We start from the raw sequence: 14,597 nt of genomic DNA, 5'->3' as shown, positions 1-14,597 counted from the left end.
AACCGTGTGGTCGGGTGCCGGGATCAGCCGTTGGCGATCTCGGCGAAGGCCTTCCGCGACTCGGCCACGAACTTCGCGACCTTGGCGCGGTCCTTGCGGCGGTCGTCGCCCTCCAGGAGGCTGTGGGCGTCGACGGCGGCGGGCTTGACGAAGCGGATCGCGTCGGCGACGTTCTCCGGGCTCAGGCCGCCCGCCATCATCAGGGGCTTGGGGGAACGGCGCACGAGCTCGGCGCTGACGTTCCAGTCGTGGGTGAGGCCGGTGGCGCCCTTGGCACCGGTGGCCGGGTTGAAGGTGTCGGTGATGAACATGTCCACGAACTCGGCGACCTCGTCGACGAACTGGAGGAGCTCCTCGGCGTTGTCCTCCTTCACGACCAGGCTCTTGAGCACGTAGAGGTCGGGGCGGTCGGCCTTGAGCTTGCGCAGCTGCTCCGGCTCGACGTCGCCGTGGAGCTGGACGGCCTTGACGCCCAGCTGCGTGGTGAACGCGCTGATCTCGTCGGCGTCCACCATGTAGCTGATGAGGACGCCCTCCTGGGGAGCCGTCAGGCCGGCGATGATCTCCGTGGCCGCGGCCTCGGAGATGTCGTCCTTGCCCGACGGGAGGCGGAGCGGGAAGCCGAACCAGTCGACGCCCTCCTCGGCCAGCATCTTGGCCTCCTCGGCGTCGATGATGCCGGCGACCTGCACCAGGTCCTTCACGTCACTCATGTGTGTTCCTTTGCGGAATGATCTGATGAATCAAACAGTTTGATGAATCAAACAGACTTGCGAGAGGCCGAGTGGACGTGTCCCGGTTTGACGGACTTCGGTACACGTCACGGGATGCTCACGAAAAGCCTCGTTGGTACCCATCTGTTGGTCAACGGGATCTATGTCAGATCCCGGTCAACCTTCTTCATTTCCCGGTCAGTTGTGGCCGAGACCCGCTCCGTCCCCGGCTCCCGGGCGAGTAGGCACTCCTCCAGGAAGGCCATGACCCGCAGGTGGTAGGAGCGGGAGGCCCAGCCCAGACTGGTGTTGTGTCCAGCATGGGGCTGGATGACCAGTTCTGTGGAGGCCCCGGTCAGCGGACTCAGCAGTTCCTCCAGCGCCGCGCCGTCATGCCTCCACCACAGCTCCTGTTCGGCGAAGGTGAAGCGCACCGGGGCCCGTACGCCGGCGGCCACGGCGGGGTACATGTGCGGCCACAGCGGGGTCTCGCGGGCCTCCTCGGCGGGAACCGGGCACACCAGGCCGGTGCAGGCCCGGAAGGCCTCCGGCGGGTAGAAGCGCAGCGCGCCCCAGTGCCGGCGCCACTGGCCGGGGAAGTCCGTCCCGGGCAACTGCCCTGGCTCCACGGCGAAATGGCGCCCGACACCGCACAGGTCCACGCCCAGCGGCGCGGTCCGGCCCCGGGCGGCGGCCGCCGCGGACAGAGCGAGGCGGCCGCCGTTGGAGTGCGCCACGAGGAAGAAGCCCGCGCCGGTCTCGTGCCCCCGGGCGTACCCGTCGAGGGCGGCGAGCAGGACGCCGGTCTGCCCGGCGAGGTCCAGCCCCCGGGGCAGCGGGTCCGCGGAGGCCCCGTAGCCGGGCCGGTCCAGGGCGAGGACGGCGAAGCCCAGCGAGGCGCCGAGCTCCAGCAGGGAGAAGCCGGGCCGCACCCGGCTGTCGAAGTAGCCCGCCCTCATCCCCGCCCCGTGCAGGGCCACCACCACGGCCCGCGGCACGGGGTCCGCGGGCAGCGCGAGCAGCCCGGACAGCGGGATCCCGTCCGCGTCGAGGACGACGGGCCGCACGGCGGTCATCCGCCGCTCACAGGCGGACGCCCGCGAGCTCGGGCAGCCGGACGCCGGAGTCCCACACCACGCGGAACGAGACGTGGCTCAGCCGCCAGCCGTCCGCCGTGCGCACGGCACGGGCCTCGGTGTGGCCGCCCACGTCGAAGTGGGCGGCCGGACCCGCGCCGGCGTGGTGGACGTGGGTGGTCACCTGCTGGGCCCGGACGACGGCCCGGTCCCCGTCGAGGGTGATGGAGTGGTTGGCGCTCACGTGGTGCGTGCGCGCCCACCGGCCCCGGGCCTCGCGCTGGAGGGCGGCGAAGGCCTCGACGCCCGTGCACACGCCGATCGGGAAGGCGAAGGTGGCGCCCTCGGTGAACAGCGTGGCGAACCGGGCCTCGTCCGGGCCGGTCCCGTCGAAGGTGTCCAGGGCGGTGACGTAGCGGTCGAACAGCTCCCGCAGCTCGGCGCGGTCGCGCAGGATCCGTATCTGGTCGCGCAGCTCCGCGATGTCGTCGTAGGTCGGTGGCATGGCCCTCTCCTGTGGGCGGACTCACGGGATACCGCGGTCTGGAGCGTCCGCCCGCGAACTCCTTGACCGGGCCGGCGACGGGGCCGGCCGTCCACGAGGGCCGCGGGGCGCTACGGCCCCGGGTGGTGTCCTGTCGGACCGGGCCGGATCCGGCCGGGCGCGGGTGGCGCGGCCGGATCGCGGCCGGATCAGGCCGGGCGCGTCCCGGCGGGGTTCTCCCGCCAGGTGCGCGCGCCGTGGAAGGCCCGGGGCTGCTGTGGGCAGCGCCAGCCCGCCAGGGTGGGCCCGCAGCCGGCCGTGCCGCCGTGCTGGCCCTCGTACGCCGCCGCCCGGGCCAGGACGACGGCGGTGAGCGCCGCCAGTTCCTCGGCGTCGGGCCGCCCCTTGACCACGTGGATGAGGCGGCCGGCCTCCGGATGCGTGTCCATGGACTGCTCCTCGTCTCGTGACCTCCCGCCGGCCTTCGGCGCGGCGGGTCTGACGTGCGTGCGGCGGGGATGGGGCGGGCCGGTCAGACCGTGGTGGTGCTCAGCTCGTCGACGGCCTGCGCCAGCCGCTCCGGCGTGTGCGTGCTGTGGACGCGGGCCCCCGGCAGGATGCGGCGGACCAGACCGCCGAGCACCCGGCCGGGGCCCACCTCCACGAACCGGTCCGCGCCCGAGGCGGCGAGCGTCTCCACCGCCCCGGTCCAGCGCACCGGGGTGGTGAGCTGGCAGCGCAGGGCGACCACGGCCTCGGCGGCCGTCGTCACCCACCCGCCGGTGACACCGGAGACCAGGGGTACGGCCGGGTCGCGGAACTCGGTCGCGATCAGCGTCTCGGTGAACTCCGCCTCGGCCTCGCCGAGCAGGCTGGAGTGGAACGGACCGCCGGTCCGCAGCCATTCCACCCGCGCCCCGGCCGCCCGGGCCTCCTGCGTCACCCGGGCCACCGCCTCGGCCTGCCCGGACACCACGGTCTGCCGGGGCTCGTTGTCCCCGGCCACCTCCACGACCTGGCCGGTGGCCGCCCGGGTCTCGGCGCACAGGCGCGTCAGGTCGGGGCGGCTCAGGCCGATGACCGCGGCCGTGGCGCTGCCGACCCGGTCCCCGACGGTCGCCACCAGTTCGCTGCGCAGCCGGACCAGCCACAGCGCCTCGGTCCACTCCAGGGCGCCCGCGGCCACCAGCGCCGCGTACTCGCCCAGGCTGTGGCCGGCCACCGCGTCCGGCTCCAGGCCCCGGCCGCGCAGCACCTCCAGTACGGCCATGCTGGTCAGGAAGGCGGCCGGCTGCGCGACCGTCGGGTCCTCCAGGTCCCGGGGGGACCCGTCGACGCACAGCCGGGACAGCGGGAAGCCGAGGAGGTCGTCGGCGGTGCGGTAGTAGGTGTCGGCGAGGTCCGGCCGCAGGGCGATCAGCTCCTTGCCCATACCGGCGCATTCGGAGCCCTGGCCCGGGAAGAGGAAGGCGGTGCGGGTCATCCGGTCACGTCCTTACTTGCGGTTCAACTGGCGAGGACCGTGTCGTTCGGTCCGGGGGCGGCGGCGCCGCACACGGTGTTGCCTGCGGCCAGCCAGGTGTCGGGCACCCACCTGACGTTGACGACCTTCGGGGGCTGTCCCTTGACCGCCACCGCGGCGGCGTGGGTGGTGTCCGCGGGAACGCCGACCATGGTCCAGCCCTCGGGGTGCCGGTCCAGTTCGGTGCCCAGGTAGTCCTCGGCGGGCGAGCGGCTCAACCCTGTCCCAAGCCCCTTGAGAAACGCTTCCTTGCGGGTCCAGATCTGCCCGAAGAGGTGCCGGCGCGTCTCCGCGGACCCGGCCTCGGCTATCTCGATCTGCTCGTCGGGGTGCAGCGCCTTGGAGCAGATGTCCACCGTCTCGGCGCCGGGGAGTTTCTCCACGTCAACGCCGAGCGGAACCGTTCCGACACCGACCATGGCCACTCCCCCGCTGTGCGAGAGCGAGTAGTGCAGGGGCGGCGGCGGGGGTGACAGCGCCGGGCGGCCGTGCGCCTCGCCGCAGCCGGGGCAGGGCTCGCGCATGAAGCGGACGTCCTGGGGCAGAGTGGCCGTGTAACGTCCGAGCAGCCGGCGCACGGCGACGTGCGCGGCGGCGTAGAGCATGCCGTCCGAGCGGCGGATGAAGGCGTCGGCGCGCTTGCGCTCCTCCGCGTCGAGTTCGCCGACCGCGAGGGCGTCGGCGTCCGGACCGGTCGGGCGGCGGATCAGCCAGAGGTCGACCCGGTCGGCGGAGAGGGTGAAGTCGGGCCGGTCCAGGCCCTGGTGGTTCACCACCGGGCGGGCGGCCGGCAGCAGAGCGGTAGTCGTCATGCCGGCACCGCTGCCCCGTGCAGGTGGGCCTCGGGGCCGAGCTGACCGGCGAGGCAGTCGATGAGCTCCTGGGCGCTGTTGGCGAGCAGCAGCCGCTGGAGGTTGACGTCGACTCCGAGCGTGGCTTCCATCCGGTACTGGAGTTCGATGCCGGAGATCGAGCCGATGCCGAGGCAGCCCATGGGGCGGCCCGTGGTGTCGACGAGGTGCGGTTCGATGCCGAGGATGCGCCCGAGCTCCTCGCGCACGTACTGCTCGAGGATCCGCGTGCGCTCGCGCAGGCCGGCGGTGGCCAGGACGGCCATGTCGGGCCGGGTCATGTGGACCAGGCCGTTGTCTGTTTCGTATGTCTGTGACATGTGAAGTGTGGTCATGATGCTTTCCTGGTCGAGGTGGGCACCGCGGGAGGGAGAGGGAGCTCCGGCGGTTCTCGGGACGGGTCGGTCGATGGGTGTGCGAGGCCGGCGAGGGCGACGCCCGCGCCGCCCAGGCCGACGGCGGTGACCAGCCAGAGCGCCGCGCTCCGGCCGGAGGCCGCGTACAGCGCGGACGTCAGCGCCGGGGTGAGCGCCGCGCCGAGCTGCACGGAGGTCTGGTAGAGCCCGCCGGCCGCCGCCTGGAGGCCGGAGGGGAGGGAGCCGGTCGCCTGGAGGTGCAGCGCCGTGAAGGCGAGCACGAAGGCGAGGCCGACGAGGGACATGGAGGGCAACAGTTCGACATACCGTGCCCCGCCCGCGCCGGAGCGCGGGTAGAGCGCGTATCCGGCCGGGGCGGCGAGCGCGCCGGCGGCCACCGCCCGCGCCGGCCCCAGCCGGGAGGCGATCCGCCCCGAGTGCAGGGCGGTCAGGGCCAGGGGCGCGCCGGCGGGCAGGAACCCGAGGGCCGTCTCCCACGAACTCCAGCCGCCGCGCCGCAGATCGAGCGCGGCCACCAGCAGGAAGCTCACGTACGAGCCGTTGAGCGCGGCCGCCCCCAGCGCCGAGCGCACCAGCGGCCCGTGCCCCAGCAGCGCGGTGTTCACGAGCGGCCGCGCGGAGGCCCGTTCGGCCCGTACGCAGACCAGCGCCGCCGCCGCGGCCGCGAGGGCGCCGCCCCACCACCGGCGGGCCAGGGCCTCCACCAGCCACAGCACGGCCGAGGTCAACGCGCCCCCGGCCACCACGGCGTGCCACCGCGCCCCGCCGCCGCCCGCCGGGGCGGGCTCCCGCGGCACGACCCGCAGCGCGACGGCGAACAGGGCCAGCGCGACGGGCGCCGGGAAGGCCAGGGTCCAGCGCCAGCCGGCCGCCCCGGTGAGCAGCCCGGACAGCAGCAGCCCGGAACAGAACCCGGCGGCCCCGAACAGCGTGTACACCGACACGGCCCGCCGCCGCGCCTCCCGTCCGGAGACGGAGGCCACGATGATGGCGAGCCCGGTGGGCGCGGTCAGCGCGACGCAGAAACCTTTCACCACCCGGGTGGCGACGAGCAGGTCCAGCCGGTCGGTCAGCGCGCCGCCGAGCGAGGCGGCGGCGAAGAGGAGCAGCGCGAGGAGGAAGACCCGCCGCCGCCCGAACCACTCCACCAGCCGCCCGCCGAGCAGCACCGACCCGGCGAACCCGGCGGCGAAGCCGGTGACGATCCACTGCACCCGGGTGACGGAAGACCCCAGCCCGCTGCCGACGGCCGGCAGCGCCACCAGGGTCGCGGACACCTCCAGGGCGTCCACCAACATGTTCGCGGCAAGCACGGCCACCAGAGCCCAACGGGCCCCGGCCCGGGCGCCGGAGGCAATGCTCATCGGGGAGTACACACTCGCATTCGAAAGAAGGGGGCGGGGCCGCCCGGGGAGGGATCCCCGGCCGGCCCCGCCCACCGCCGGCGTGGCGGCGTGGGATACACACGCCGACGGAGTCGAAGGGGACACGGTGTCCGCTGCGGGGCGGGGAGGAGCACCGCGCAGCGGCGGCGTCAGCCCAGCAGCGTGCCGCCCGTGGCATCCACGAACGACCCGGTGATCCAGCGGGCCTCGTCGGTGGCGAGGAACGCCACCACGTCCGCGACGTCCTCAGGCTCACCGATCCGCCCGAACGCCGACAGCCCCGCCATCTGCTCCACCGCCTCGGGGATGTCGAACACCGGGTTCCCGTTCCGGGTGATCCCCGGCGCGACCGAGTTGATGGTGATCCGGCGCGGCCCGAGCGCCTTCGCGAAGTGCAGCGCGAGCTGTTCCAGCGCGCCCTTGCTCATCGCGTACGCGATCTCGTCCGGGTTGGCGAACCGCGTCAGGCCGGACGAGATGTTGATGATCCGGCCGCCGTCCGGCATGTTCCGCAACGCCCGCTGGATCAGAAAGAACGGCGCCTTCGCGTTGACGGCGAAGATCCGGTCGAACTGCTCCGGCGTGACCTCGTCCGCCGAGACCCCGCCCATCACCCCGGCGTTGTTCACCAGGATGTGCAGGTCGGTGGAGCCGGTGCGCTCCCGCAGGTCCTCCTCCAGCACGGCGAACAGGCCGTCCACGTCACCGTCGACACCCAGCTCTCCCCGTACCGCGAAGGCCCGCCCGCCGTCCTTCTCCACCGAGGTGACGACCTCACGCGCCGCCGCCTCGTCCCGGTGGTAGTGGACGGCGACGAGCGCGCCCTCCTGGGCGAGCCGGATCGCGGCCGCCCGGCCCATGCCCCGGCTCGACCCGGTGACCAGCGCGGTCCGGCCGGTGAGCCGCTCCGCGCCGACGCCCCGCCGGACCCCGGCGAGGGCCTGCGGCGCGGCGGCCGTACGGGCCGGCTCCGAAGCGGGGACGGCGGCGACGGCCGGAGCGCGGGATTCCCGCACCCCCGCGCCCCCGCCCGCACCGGTGCCCCCGGCTCCGAACCACCGCGCGAGCGCCTCGTCCAGCGCCCCCGCCTCCGGCCCGTCGGCCCAGACCACGTACCCGTCGGGCCGCACGAGCACCGCACCCTCAGGCACATCAGCCACACCGGACGCACCCGCCCCGCCGGTCACCGACACCGCCGGCACGACCCGGACCCGGTCGCCCCAGGCCCCCGCAGTCTGCGCGAGCTCCGCCCGCCGCGCCTCCTCGCCCGGCGGCAGGAGCAGCAGCCCCCGCCCCGGCCGCAGCAGCCCCAGCGTGGTGGTGCTCCCCTCGGCGGTGGTGACCTCCCAGGCCGGCACGCGCGAGCCGGCCGGGCCGTGGCCGTCCTCCCCCACGTCGTGGCGGACGGACAGCCCCGAGACCAGCCCCGCCAGGTGCGTCCGTACGTTCTCACTGGCGCTCAGCTCCGCGAACACCTCCCGCACCGCGTCCACTTCGGGCCCCCCGAGCAGCAGCAGCGCCTGGGTCCTGACGTTGCTCTGGACGGCCTGCCCGACCGCGTGCCGCTCCTCGTGGTACGTGTCCAGCAGCGCGTCGGTGCCGTGCCCGGCGATCCGGGCGCCCAGCTTCCAGCCGAGGTTGAAGGCGTCCTGCAGCCCGAGGTTGAGGGCCTGGCCGCCGATCGGCATCTGCTGGTGCGCCGCGTCCCCGGCGAGCAGCAGCCGGCCCCGCCGGTACTCGGAGGCCTGCCGGGAGGCGTCGCCGAACGAGTTCACCCACAGCGGGGTGCCGCCGCCGATGTCCTCGCCGGTGATGCGCTTCCAGCTGTCGGCGACCTCCTCGAACGAGGGCTGCCCGGGCCGGGGCCGCGCCCCGAACTCGTGCACCATCACCCGGGTCACCCCGTCGGGCCGGCGGGCGGCGATGACGAGACCGCCCTCCCGGCGCTCGAAGCGGCGGTTCGGGATGTCGATGCCGGCGACGTCCGCGCGCAGCAGCTCGCGTTCGGCGTCGGTGCCGGGGAAGTCGAAGCCGCCCAGCCGGCGGACGGCGCTGTTCTCGCCGTCGCAGCCGACGACGTACGCGGCCCGCAGGGACAGCGTTCCGCCCTCGGTGCGCACGGTGGCGACCACGCCGTCCCGCGTCTGGGACAGTCCGGTCAGCTCGTGGCCGCGCCGGATGTCCGCGCCCAGGTCGGCGGCCCATTCCCCGAGGACTTCCTCCAGGCGGGTCTGGGCCACCTTCCACTGCCCCGGGTAGGGGCCGGGCAGGCCGAGGTCGAGGGGGATGCCCCCGAAGTGTCCGGCGCTGTCGTGCGGTACCTCGCCGATCGGCTCCAGCAGGCCTCGGCTGTCGAGGATCTCCATGGTGCGGGCGTGCAGGGTGGACGCCCGCGATTCGGAGGTGGGGGCGGTGAGCGTGTCGAGCACCACCACGTCCGTGCCCGCCAGCCGGAGTTCTCCGGCGAGCAGCAGTCCGACGGGGCCCGCGCCGACCACGATCACCTGGCTCTCGGTGAGGTCCTGATCGATGGCCATGGGCGTACTCCCTTTCTGTGGGCGGGGTGGGGGCGGAAGAGGTGGTGGCGCAGGCCCGGAGCCGCGGCCCTCGCGGAGGTGCCGCGGCTCCGGCCGGTCCGGGCGGCTCAGGCGTCGACCGTGACCTTGAGGCTCGCGTTGACGGCCTCGACGAGCGAGCGCGGGGTGGTGTGGTCGGCGAAGATGTCGTCGTCCAGCGTGATGTCGAACTCGCGCTCGATCCGGCTGCCGGTCTCGAGCAGCGCCAGCGACTCGTAGCCCAGCGACTCGAAGTCGGTGTCGAGGATGTCGCCGTCGAGGTCGATCTCCTCGTCGGCTCCGGCGCCGTCCAGGAGGATGCGCTTGAGGTCGGCGAAGGTGAATTCCTGCTTGGACACGTGGGGTCCCTTCATCGGTGTACCGCACCGGTGTTTCCGGCTGCGGGAGTTCGGTGCGGGGCATGGGGAGCGCCCGTTCCCGCCCGGGGAAGGGGGCGGGGACGGGCGCGGGCCGGGAGGACGGGGCCGCTCAGTCGAGCGCGCGCAGCACCACCGCGGAGTTGAAGCCGCCGCGGCCGCGCGCGAGGACGAGCGCGGTGCGCACCGACGCCGTCCGCGGCCGGAGGGCCACCAGGTCGATGTCGTACGCGGGCGAGAGCTCCACGTTGGTGGTCGGCGGGATCAGTCCCTCCCGCATGGAGAGGACCGCGGAGACCACGTCGACGGGGGCTCCGCCCGCCCCGATCCGGCCGGTCGTCGTCTTGGGCGCGGTGACCGGCACGCCGAGCGGGCCGAAGACCGCGGTGATGGCCTCGGCCTCCTCCCGGTCGAGCCGCGGCACGCCAGCCCCGTCGGCGAAGACCACGTCGACCTCGGCCGGATGGCAGCCGGCGTCGGCGAGCGCCGTCAGGGCGGCCCGGCGCAGACCGGGTTCGCGGCCGCTGCCGGGCCGGGGGTCGAGCGTGGCACCGTATCCGGCGAACTCGGCGTAGGCGTCCCGTGCCCCGCGGGCGACCGCGCCCTCCTCGTCCTCCAGGATGATCAGCGCGCCGCCCTCGCCCGGGACGTAGCCGCGGGCGGCCTCGTCGAAGGGCAGGTAGGCCCGTTCGGGTTCGTCGCTGGTGGACAGGTCGCCCCCGGCGAGGTGCGCGGCCCAGCCGAGCGAGCAGATCGGTGCGTCGAAGCCGCCGGCGGCGATCAGCCGGCTGCCCTTGCGCAGCCGGCGCCGCGCCTGGGCGAGGGCGTCGAGCCCGCCGGCCTGGTCGCCGACGAGGACCCCGGTGGGCCCGCGCAGGTCGTTGCGGACGGCGATCTGGCCGGTGTTCACCGCGTAGAACCAGGCGAACGACTGGTACGCGCTGACGTGCTTGGGCCCCTGGCTCCAGAACTTGCGCAGTTCCTTCTCGCCGAACTCGGCGCCCCCGGAGCCGGCCGCGGTGACCACGCCCATGTCGCAGGGGTGGAGGTCCCCCGGGTCCAGGCCCGCGTCCTCGAACGCGCAGTCCGTGGCGACGAGGGCGAGCTGCGTCACCCGGTCGGTCTGGGGGACGAGCCGGCCCGGGAGGTGCTGGGCGGGCTCGAAGCCGTGGATCTCCCCGGCCAGGCGCGCGGGGTAGGAGGAGGCGTCGAAGCGGGTGACGGGACCGATGGCGTTCTTGCCGATCCGGGTCGCCGCCCAGAAGTCCTCCACCCCCAGGCCGCTGGGGGCGGCCACGCCGATGCCCGTGACCAGGGTTCGGGCGCTCATGCGGTCCTCCTGTCGGGCCGGGCCAGCACCATCGCGCTCTGGAACCCGCCGAACCCGCTGCTGACCGTGAGGACGGCATCGGTGCGGTGCTCCCGCGCGACGAGCGGGACGTAGTCGAGGTCGCACTGGGGGTCCCGGGTGCGCAGGTTCGCGGTCGGCGGCACGAGGTGGTGGCGCATCGCGAGGACGGACGCGGCGATCTCGATGGAGCCGACGGAACCCAGCGAGTGCCCGATCATCGACTTGACCGAGCTCACCGGGGTGCGGTGGGCGTACGGGCCGAGCGCCAGCTTGTAGGCGGCCGTCTCGTGGGCGTCGTTCTGCCGGGTGCCGGAGCCGTGGGCGTTGACGTAGTCGAGGTCGGACGGGTTCAGGTGCGCCTCGTCGAGCGCCACCGTGATGGCCTCGGCCAGTTCGCGGCCGTCGGGACGCAGTCCCGTCATGTGGAAGGCGCTGGAACGGGAGGCGTGGCCGGCGACCTCCGCGTAGACGGTCGCGCCGCGGCGGCGGGCCGCCTCCAGTTCCTCCAGGACGAACACGGCGGCGCCCTCGCCGAGGACGAAGCCCCGGCGGGTGGCGTCGAAGGGCCGGGAGGCCCGCGCCGGATCGTCGTTGAGGCTGGTCGTCGCCTTGACCGCGTCGAAGCACGCCAGGGTGAGGGGCGTGATCGGGGCGTCGGTGGCGCCGGTGACCATGACGTCGGCGCTGCCCTCGCGGATGAGATCGACGGCGTGCGCCACCGAGTCGATGCCGGAGGTGCAGCCGGTGGAGACCACCGTGGCGGGGCCTTCGGCGCCGACGGCCCAGGCCACTTCGGTGGCGAAGGAGCCGGGCACGAAGTGGTCGTAGAGGTCGGCGGGGGCGCGCATGTGGTCCACCGCCGCGAGCCGGCCGTGGTCGGTGGCCGTCCGGTAGGCCTTGTCGAGGCTGGAGACCGCGCCCACGCCGGTGCCGATGCTGACGCCGGTGCGGTAGGGGTCGAGCGCGGCGAAGTCGAGGCCGCTGTCGGCGACCGCCTCGCGCGCCGCGACCACGCCGAACTGGGCGGCGCGGTCCATGCGGCGGATCTCCTCGTCGGTCAGCCCGTGGAGCTCCGGCAGGAAGTCGGCCTCGGCCGCCACCCGGGAGCGGAAGGGGGAGGCGTCGAAGTGGGTGATCTCGCGCGTGGCCGTGCGCCCCGAGCTCAGCAGTTCCCAGAACTCCCGGACACCGATGCCGCCCGGCGCCAGCACCCCGATGCCCGTGATGACTACCCGGCGGCCCACGGTCGGTGCCCTCCCGTCATCTCTGCGGTCGCGGACATCACTCCGTCGCCGTCCAGTCGTAGAAGCGGGTCGCCATCGCGTCGGCCGGGGAGCGCCAGGTCTCCGGGTCGTACGGCTGGATGAAGGGCTGGAGGTCGTAGCTGATGCGCATGAACCGCGGGTCGTTGCGGGACTGCTCGATGCGCTCGCCGCCGTCGTCCTCGGCGAAGTCCTGGAGGTGGAAGTAGAGCCCGTTGTACGAGAACAGGCGCCGGCGGAGCGTGCCCATGCGCTCCGGCATGTCGGTGCGGTCGAACTCGGCGAAGATCTTGGCCACCTCGGCGCTCGAACGGACGTCCATCCGCGCCACGATCAGGTTGCTGTGCATTGTTTCCACTCTCTCCGGGAATCGGCGGGTCGGCGGGCCGGCGGTCAGCGGGAGGCCGGGCCGTACAGGCGGATGAAGTCGTCTACTCCGTCGGCGATGAGCGCGTCCTCCTCCGCGCGCCCGAGCGGCAGCGCGCCGTGGAAGGAGCGCTGCACGACGGACGAGGGGACCAGCAGGATGAAGCGCTCCGCGGCCTGGTCGGCGTCGGCGATGTCGAGCAGGCCGCGGGCGGCGACCTGCTGGAGGCGGCGGGCCAGTTCGCGCCGGGCCTGGCGGGGGCCGGTGGCCTGCCACTTGTCGACGGCCTGGGCGGGCAGGTGGGTGACCTCGGCGCTGATGTGCCGGACGATCGCGAAGTGTTCGCGGAAGGCCTCCAGCGGCGCCAGCCAGGCCCGGCCGAGCGCGATCAGGTCCTCGCGGAGGTCGTGGATCTCGGCGAGGTAGCTCTCGGCGACGGCCGCGAGGGAGGCGGCGACGGAGGCGGAGCTGTCCAGGAGGACGCCCAGCAGCAGTTGCTCGTGGTCGGGGAAGTGCCGGCCGACGGCGGCCGTCGGGAGCCCGGCCTCGGCGGCGGTGGCCTCGGCGGTGCAGTGCCTCCAGCCCTCGCGGGCGAGGACGGTCCGGGCCGCCCGGACGATGTCGCTTCGCTCCCCGTCGGGGCCGGCCTGGCCGGCTCCGGGCCCTGCGGGGGCGCGCTCGATCGTTGCTTGCGGCGTTGCCATGTGTGGTTCCTCCGGTTGACGTGCTCGTCCGGCCGTCAGATGCGTCGGCCTCAGGGGGTGCCGGTCGCCGGGGCCCCGGTCGTCAGGGGGTCCCGAACCAGCGCTCGAGCGCCATCGGCAGGTCGTGGTGGCTGCCGGGCGCGGCCCATGCCACGTATCCGTCGGGCCGGATCAGCAGGGCGGTGGTGTCGTGCAGTCCGTCGGCGGCCCCGCGCGGCCGGGCGGTCACGGTGTCGACCCGTTCCGCCCAGGCGGCGGCACGTCCGCGCAGCCGCGGGTTGTCCGCCAGGTCGAGGAGCACCCCGCGGCCGGGGCGCAGCAGTTCGGTGCTGGAGGTGGTGCCGTCGGCCGCGGCCAGCTCCAGGTGGGGCATGCGCCGGCCGAGCAGCGGGTGGGAGCCCTTGCCGACCTCGTAGGTGATCTCCAGGCCGGTGACCATGGCGGCGAGGTGGCGGGCCACGTCCTCGTACTCCATGAGTGCGCGCAGCGAGTCGCGCAGCGGCTGCACCTCGGCGCCGCTGAGGAAGAGCAGCCCCTGGGCGCGGGTGTTCATCAGCAGCCGCTGGCCGACCGCGTGCCGTTCGGTGTGGTAGGTGTCGAGCAGGCCCAGCGGGGCCCGTCCCTGCACCACGGAGGCGAGTTTCCAGCCGAGGTTGAAGGCGTCCTGGATGCCGGTGTTCATGCCCTGTCCGCCGGCGGGCAGGTGAATGTGTGCGGCGTCGCCGGCCAGCAGGACGCGGCCGCGCCGGTACTCGGTGACCTGCCGGGCGGCGTCGCCGAAGGCGCTGACCCACACCGGTTCGGCGGCCGAGATGTCCTCGCCGGTGAGCCGCTGCCAGGCGGCGGCGACCTCGTCGAAGGAGGGCGCGCTCTCGCGCCGCCGCGGGGGCGTGCCGCGTTCGCAGACCACGATGCGGGTGGTGCCGCCGGGCAGCGGGCCGACCATGACCATGCCGCCGGGGAGGGTCTCGCCGATCATCCGGGGCTTGAGCTCGATGCCCTTGATGTCGGCGAGGAACATCTCCATGGTGGCCGGGGTGCCGGGGAAGTCGAAGCCGGCGGCCTTGCGCACGGTGCTGCGCCCGCCGTCGCAGCCCACCAGCCAGGAGGCGCGCAGGGTCCGCGTGGCGGCGCCGGGGCCGCGGACCTCCACTTCGACGCCCTCGCCGTCGTCGTGGAGGGAGAGGACGTCCCAGCCGCGCCGGATGTCGGCGCCCAGGCCGGTGGCCCACTCCTCCAGATGCGTTTCGGTGACCGACTGCGGCACGGTCTTGGCCGCCTGGCAGGCGCCGTCGAGCACGCCGAAGTCGAGGGGCAGCCCGCCGAAGTGGCCCAGCGTGCTGCGCTCGATGTCGCCGAAGCGGGCGAGGATGCCGCGCTGGTCGAAGGTCTCCAGCGTGCGCGTGGTGAAGCCGAGGCCGCGCGATTCTCCCGTACGCCGCTCCAGGCGTTCCAGGACGACGACGGCGACTCCCGCCAGCCGCAGTTCACCGGCGAGCATCAGTCCCGCGGGACCCGCGCCGACGACGATCACAGGGGCGTCCATCACGTCTCCTTGAATTCGCCTCCGGAG

Annotated in this window: 15 protein-coding genes; all 15 read right to left on the bottom strand. The window is 74.1% G+C overall.

Features of this window, described 5'->3' with window-relative positions:
• Window positions 1-23: 23 nt before the first annotated feature.
• Window positions 24-713: a phosphoribosylanthranilate isomerase gene (locus BX286_RS34365; RefSeq protein ID WP_221265298.1), complete on the bottom strand. Its 690-nt coding sequence runs from the start codon at window positions 711-713 to the stop codon at window positions 24-26.
• Between the two features lie 161 nt (window positions 714-874).
• The gene (locus BX286_RS34360) at window positions 875-1,789 is read right to left on the bottom strand and encodes an alpha/beta hydrolase (RefSeq protein ID WP_100865007.1); all 915 of its coding nucleotides are present in this window, start codon (window positions 1,787-1,789) and stop codon (window positions 875-877) included.
• A gap of 7 nt (window positions 1,790-1,796) precedes the next feature.
• A complete protein-coding gene (locus tag BX286_RS34355; protein ID WP_079432355.1) occupies window positions 1,797-2,294 on the bottom strand; it encodes a nuclear transport factor 2 family protein in 498 nt (165 codons plus the stop codon).
• A 188-nt stretch (window positions 2,295-2,482) separates the two neighbouring features.
• Window positions 2,483-2,722, bottom strand: coding sequence for an acyl-CoA carboxylase subunit epsilon (locus BX286_RS34350; protein WP_045946973.1), 240 nt, complete (start codon window positions 2,720-2,722; stop codon window positions 2,483-2,485).
• Between the two features lie 83 nt (window positions 2,723-2,805).
• The gene (locus tag BX286_RS34345) at window positions 2,806-3,756 is read right to left on the bottom strand and encodes an ACP S-malonyltransferase (protein WP_079432356.1); all 951 of its coding nucleotides are present in this window, start codon (window positions 3,754-3,756) and stop codon (window positions 2,806-2,808) included.
• Between the two features lie 23 nt (window positions 3,757-3,779).
• Window positions 3,780-4,607, bottom strand: a complete 828-nt coding sequence (locus tag BX286_RS34340) for a 4'-phosphopantetheinyl transferase superfamily protein (RefSeq protein WP_079432357.1) — start codon at window positions 4,605-4,607, stop codon at window positions 3,780-3,782.
• Window positions 4,604-4,981, bottom strand: coding sequence for an acyl carrier protein (locus BX286_RS34335; protein ID WP_123996004.1), 378 nt, complete (start codon window positions 4,979-4,981; stop codon window positions 4,604-4,606). The genes BX286_RS34340 and BX286_RS34335 overlap by 4 nt, the downstream gene beginning before the upstream one ends.
• Window positions 4,978-6,387, bottom strand: a complete 1,410-nt coding sequence (locus tag BX286_RS34330) for an MFS transporter (RefSeq protein WP_079432359.1) — start codon at window positions 6,385-6,387, stop codon at window positions 4,978-4,980. The genes BX286_RS34335 and BX286_RS34330 overlap by 4 nt, the downstream gene beginning before the upstream one ends.
• A 170-nt stretch (window positions 6,388-6,557) precedes the next feature.
• Complete coding sequence (locus BX286_RS34325; protein ID WP_121017828.1) at window positions 6,558-8,945, bottom strand: SDR family oxidoreductase; 2,388 nt, start codon at window positions 8,943-8,945, stop codon at window positions 6,558-6,560.
• Window positions 8,946-9,052: 107 nt separating this feature from the next.
• Window positions 9,053-9,322: an acyl carrier protein gene (locus tag BX286_RS34320; RefSeq protein WP_079432415.1), complete on the bottom strand. Its 270-nt coding sequence runs from the start codon at window positions 9,320-9,322 to the stop codon at window positions 9,053-9,055.
• 130 nt (window positions 9,323-9,452) lie between these two features.
• Complete coding sequence (locus BX286_RS34315; protein ID WP_079432361.1) at window positions 9,453-10,670, bottom strand: ketosynthase chain-length factor; 1,218 nt, start codon at window positions 10,668-10,670, stop codon at window positions 9,453-9,455.
• Window positions 10,667-11,935, bottom strand: a complete 1,269-nt coding sequence (locus tag BX286_RS34310; RefSeq protein ID WP_079432362.1) for a beta-ketoacyl synthase — start codon at window positions 11,933-11,935, stop codon at window positions 10,667-10,669. Before BX286_RS34310 ends, BX286_RS34315 begins: the two co-directional genes overlap by 4 nt.
• 37 nt (window positions 11,936-11,972) lie before the next feature.
• A complete protein-coding gene (locus BX286_RS34305) occupies window positions 11,973-12,302 on the bottom strand; it encodes a TcmI family type II polyketide cyclase (protein ID WP_100865011.1) in 330 nt (109 codons plus the stop codon).
• Between the two features lie 44 nt (window positions 12,303-12,346).
• Window positions 12,347-13,024 (bottom strand): TetR/AcrR family transcriptional regulator C-terminal domain-containing protein, encoded by a 678-nt coding sequence (locus tag BX286_RS34300; RefSeq protein WP_079432364.1) that lies wholly within the window; start codon window positions 13,022-13,024, stop codon window positions 12,347-12,349.
• An 82-nt stretch (window positions 13,025-13,106) separates the two neighbouring features.
• A complete protein-coding gene (locus tag BX286_RS34295; protein WP_121017827.1) occupies window positions 13,107-14,570 on the bottom strand; it encodes an FAD-dependent monooxygenase in 1,464 nt (487 codons plus the stop codon).
• Between the last annotated feature and the right edge of the window lie 27 nt (window positions 14,571-14,597).

It is taken from the genome of Streptomyces sp. 3211.6, assembly GCF_003634815.1.
Taxonomy (GTDB): domain Bacteria; phylum Actinomycetota; class Actinomycetes; order Streptomycetales; family Streptomycetaceae; genus Streptomyces; species Streptomyces katrae_A.
Note: the sequence above shows the minus strand (reverse complement) of the source record. Positions and strands in the feature narration are given on the sequence as shown.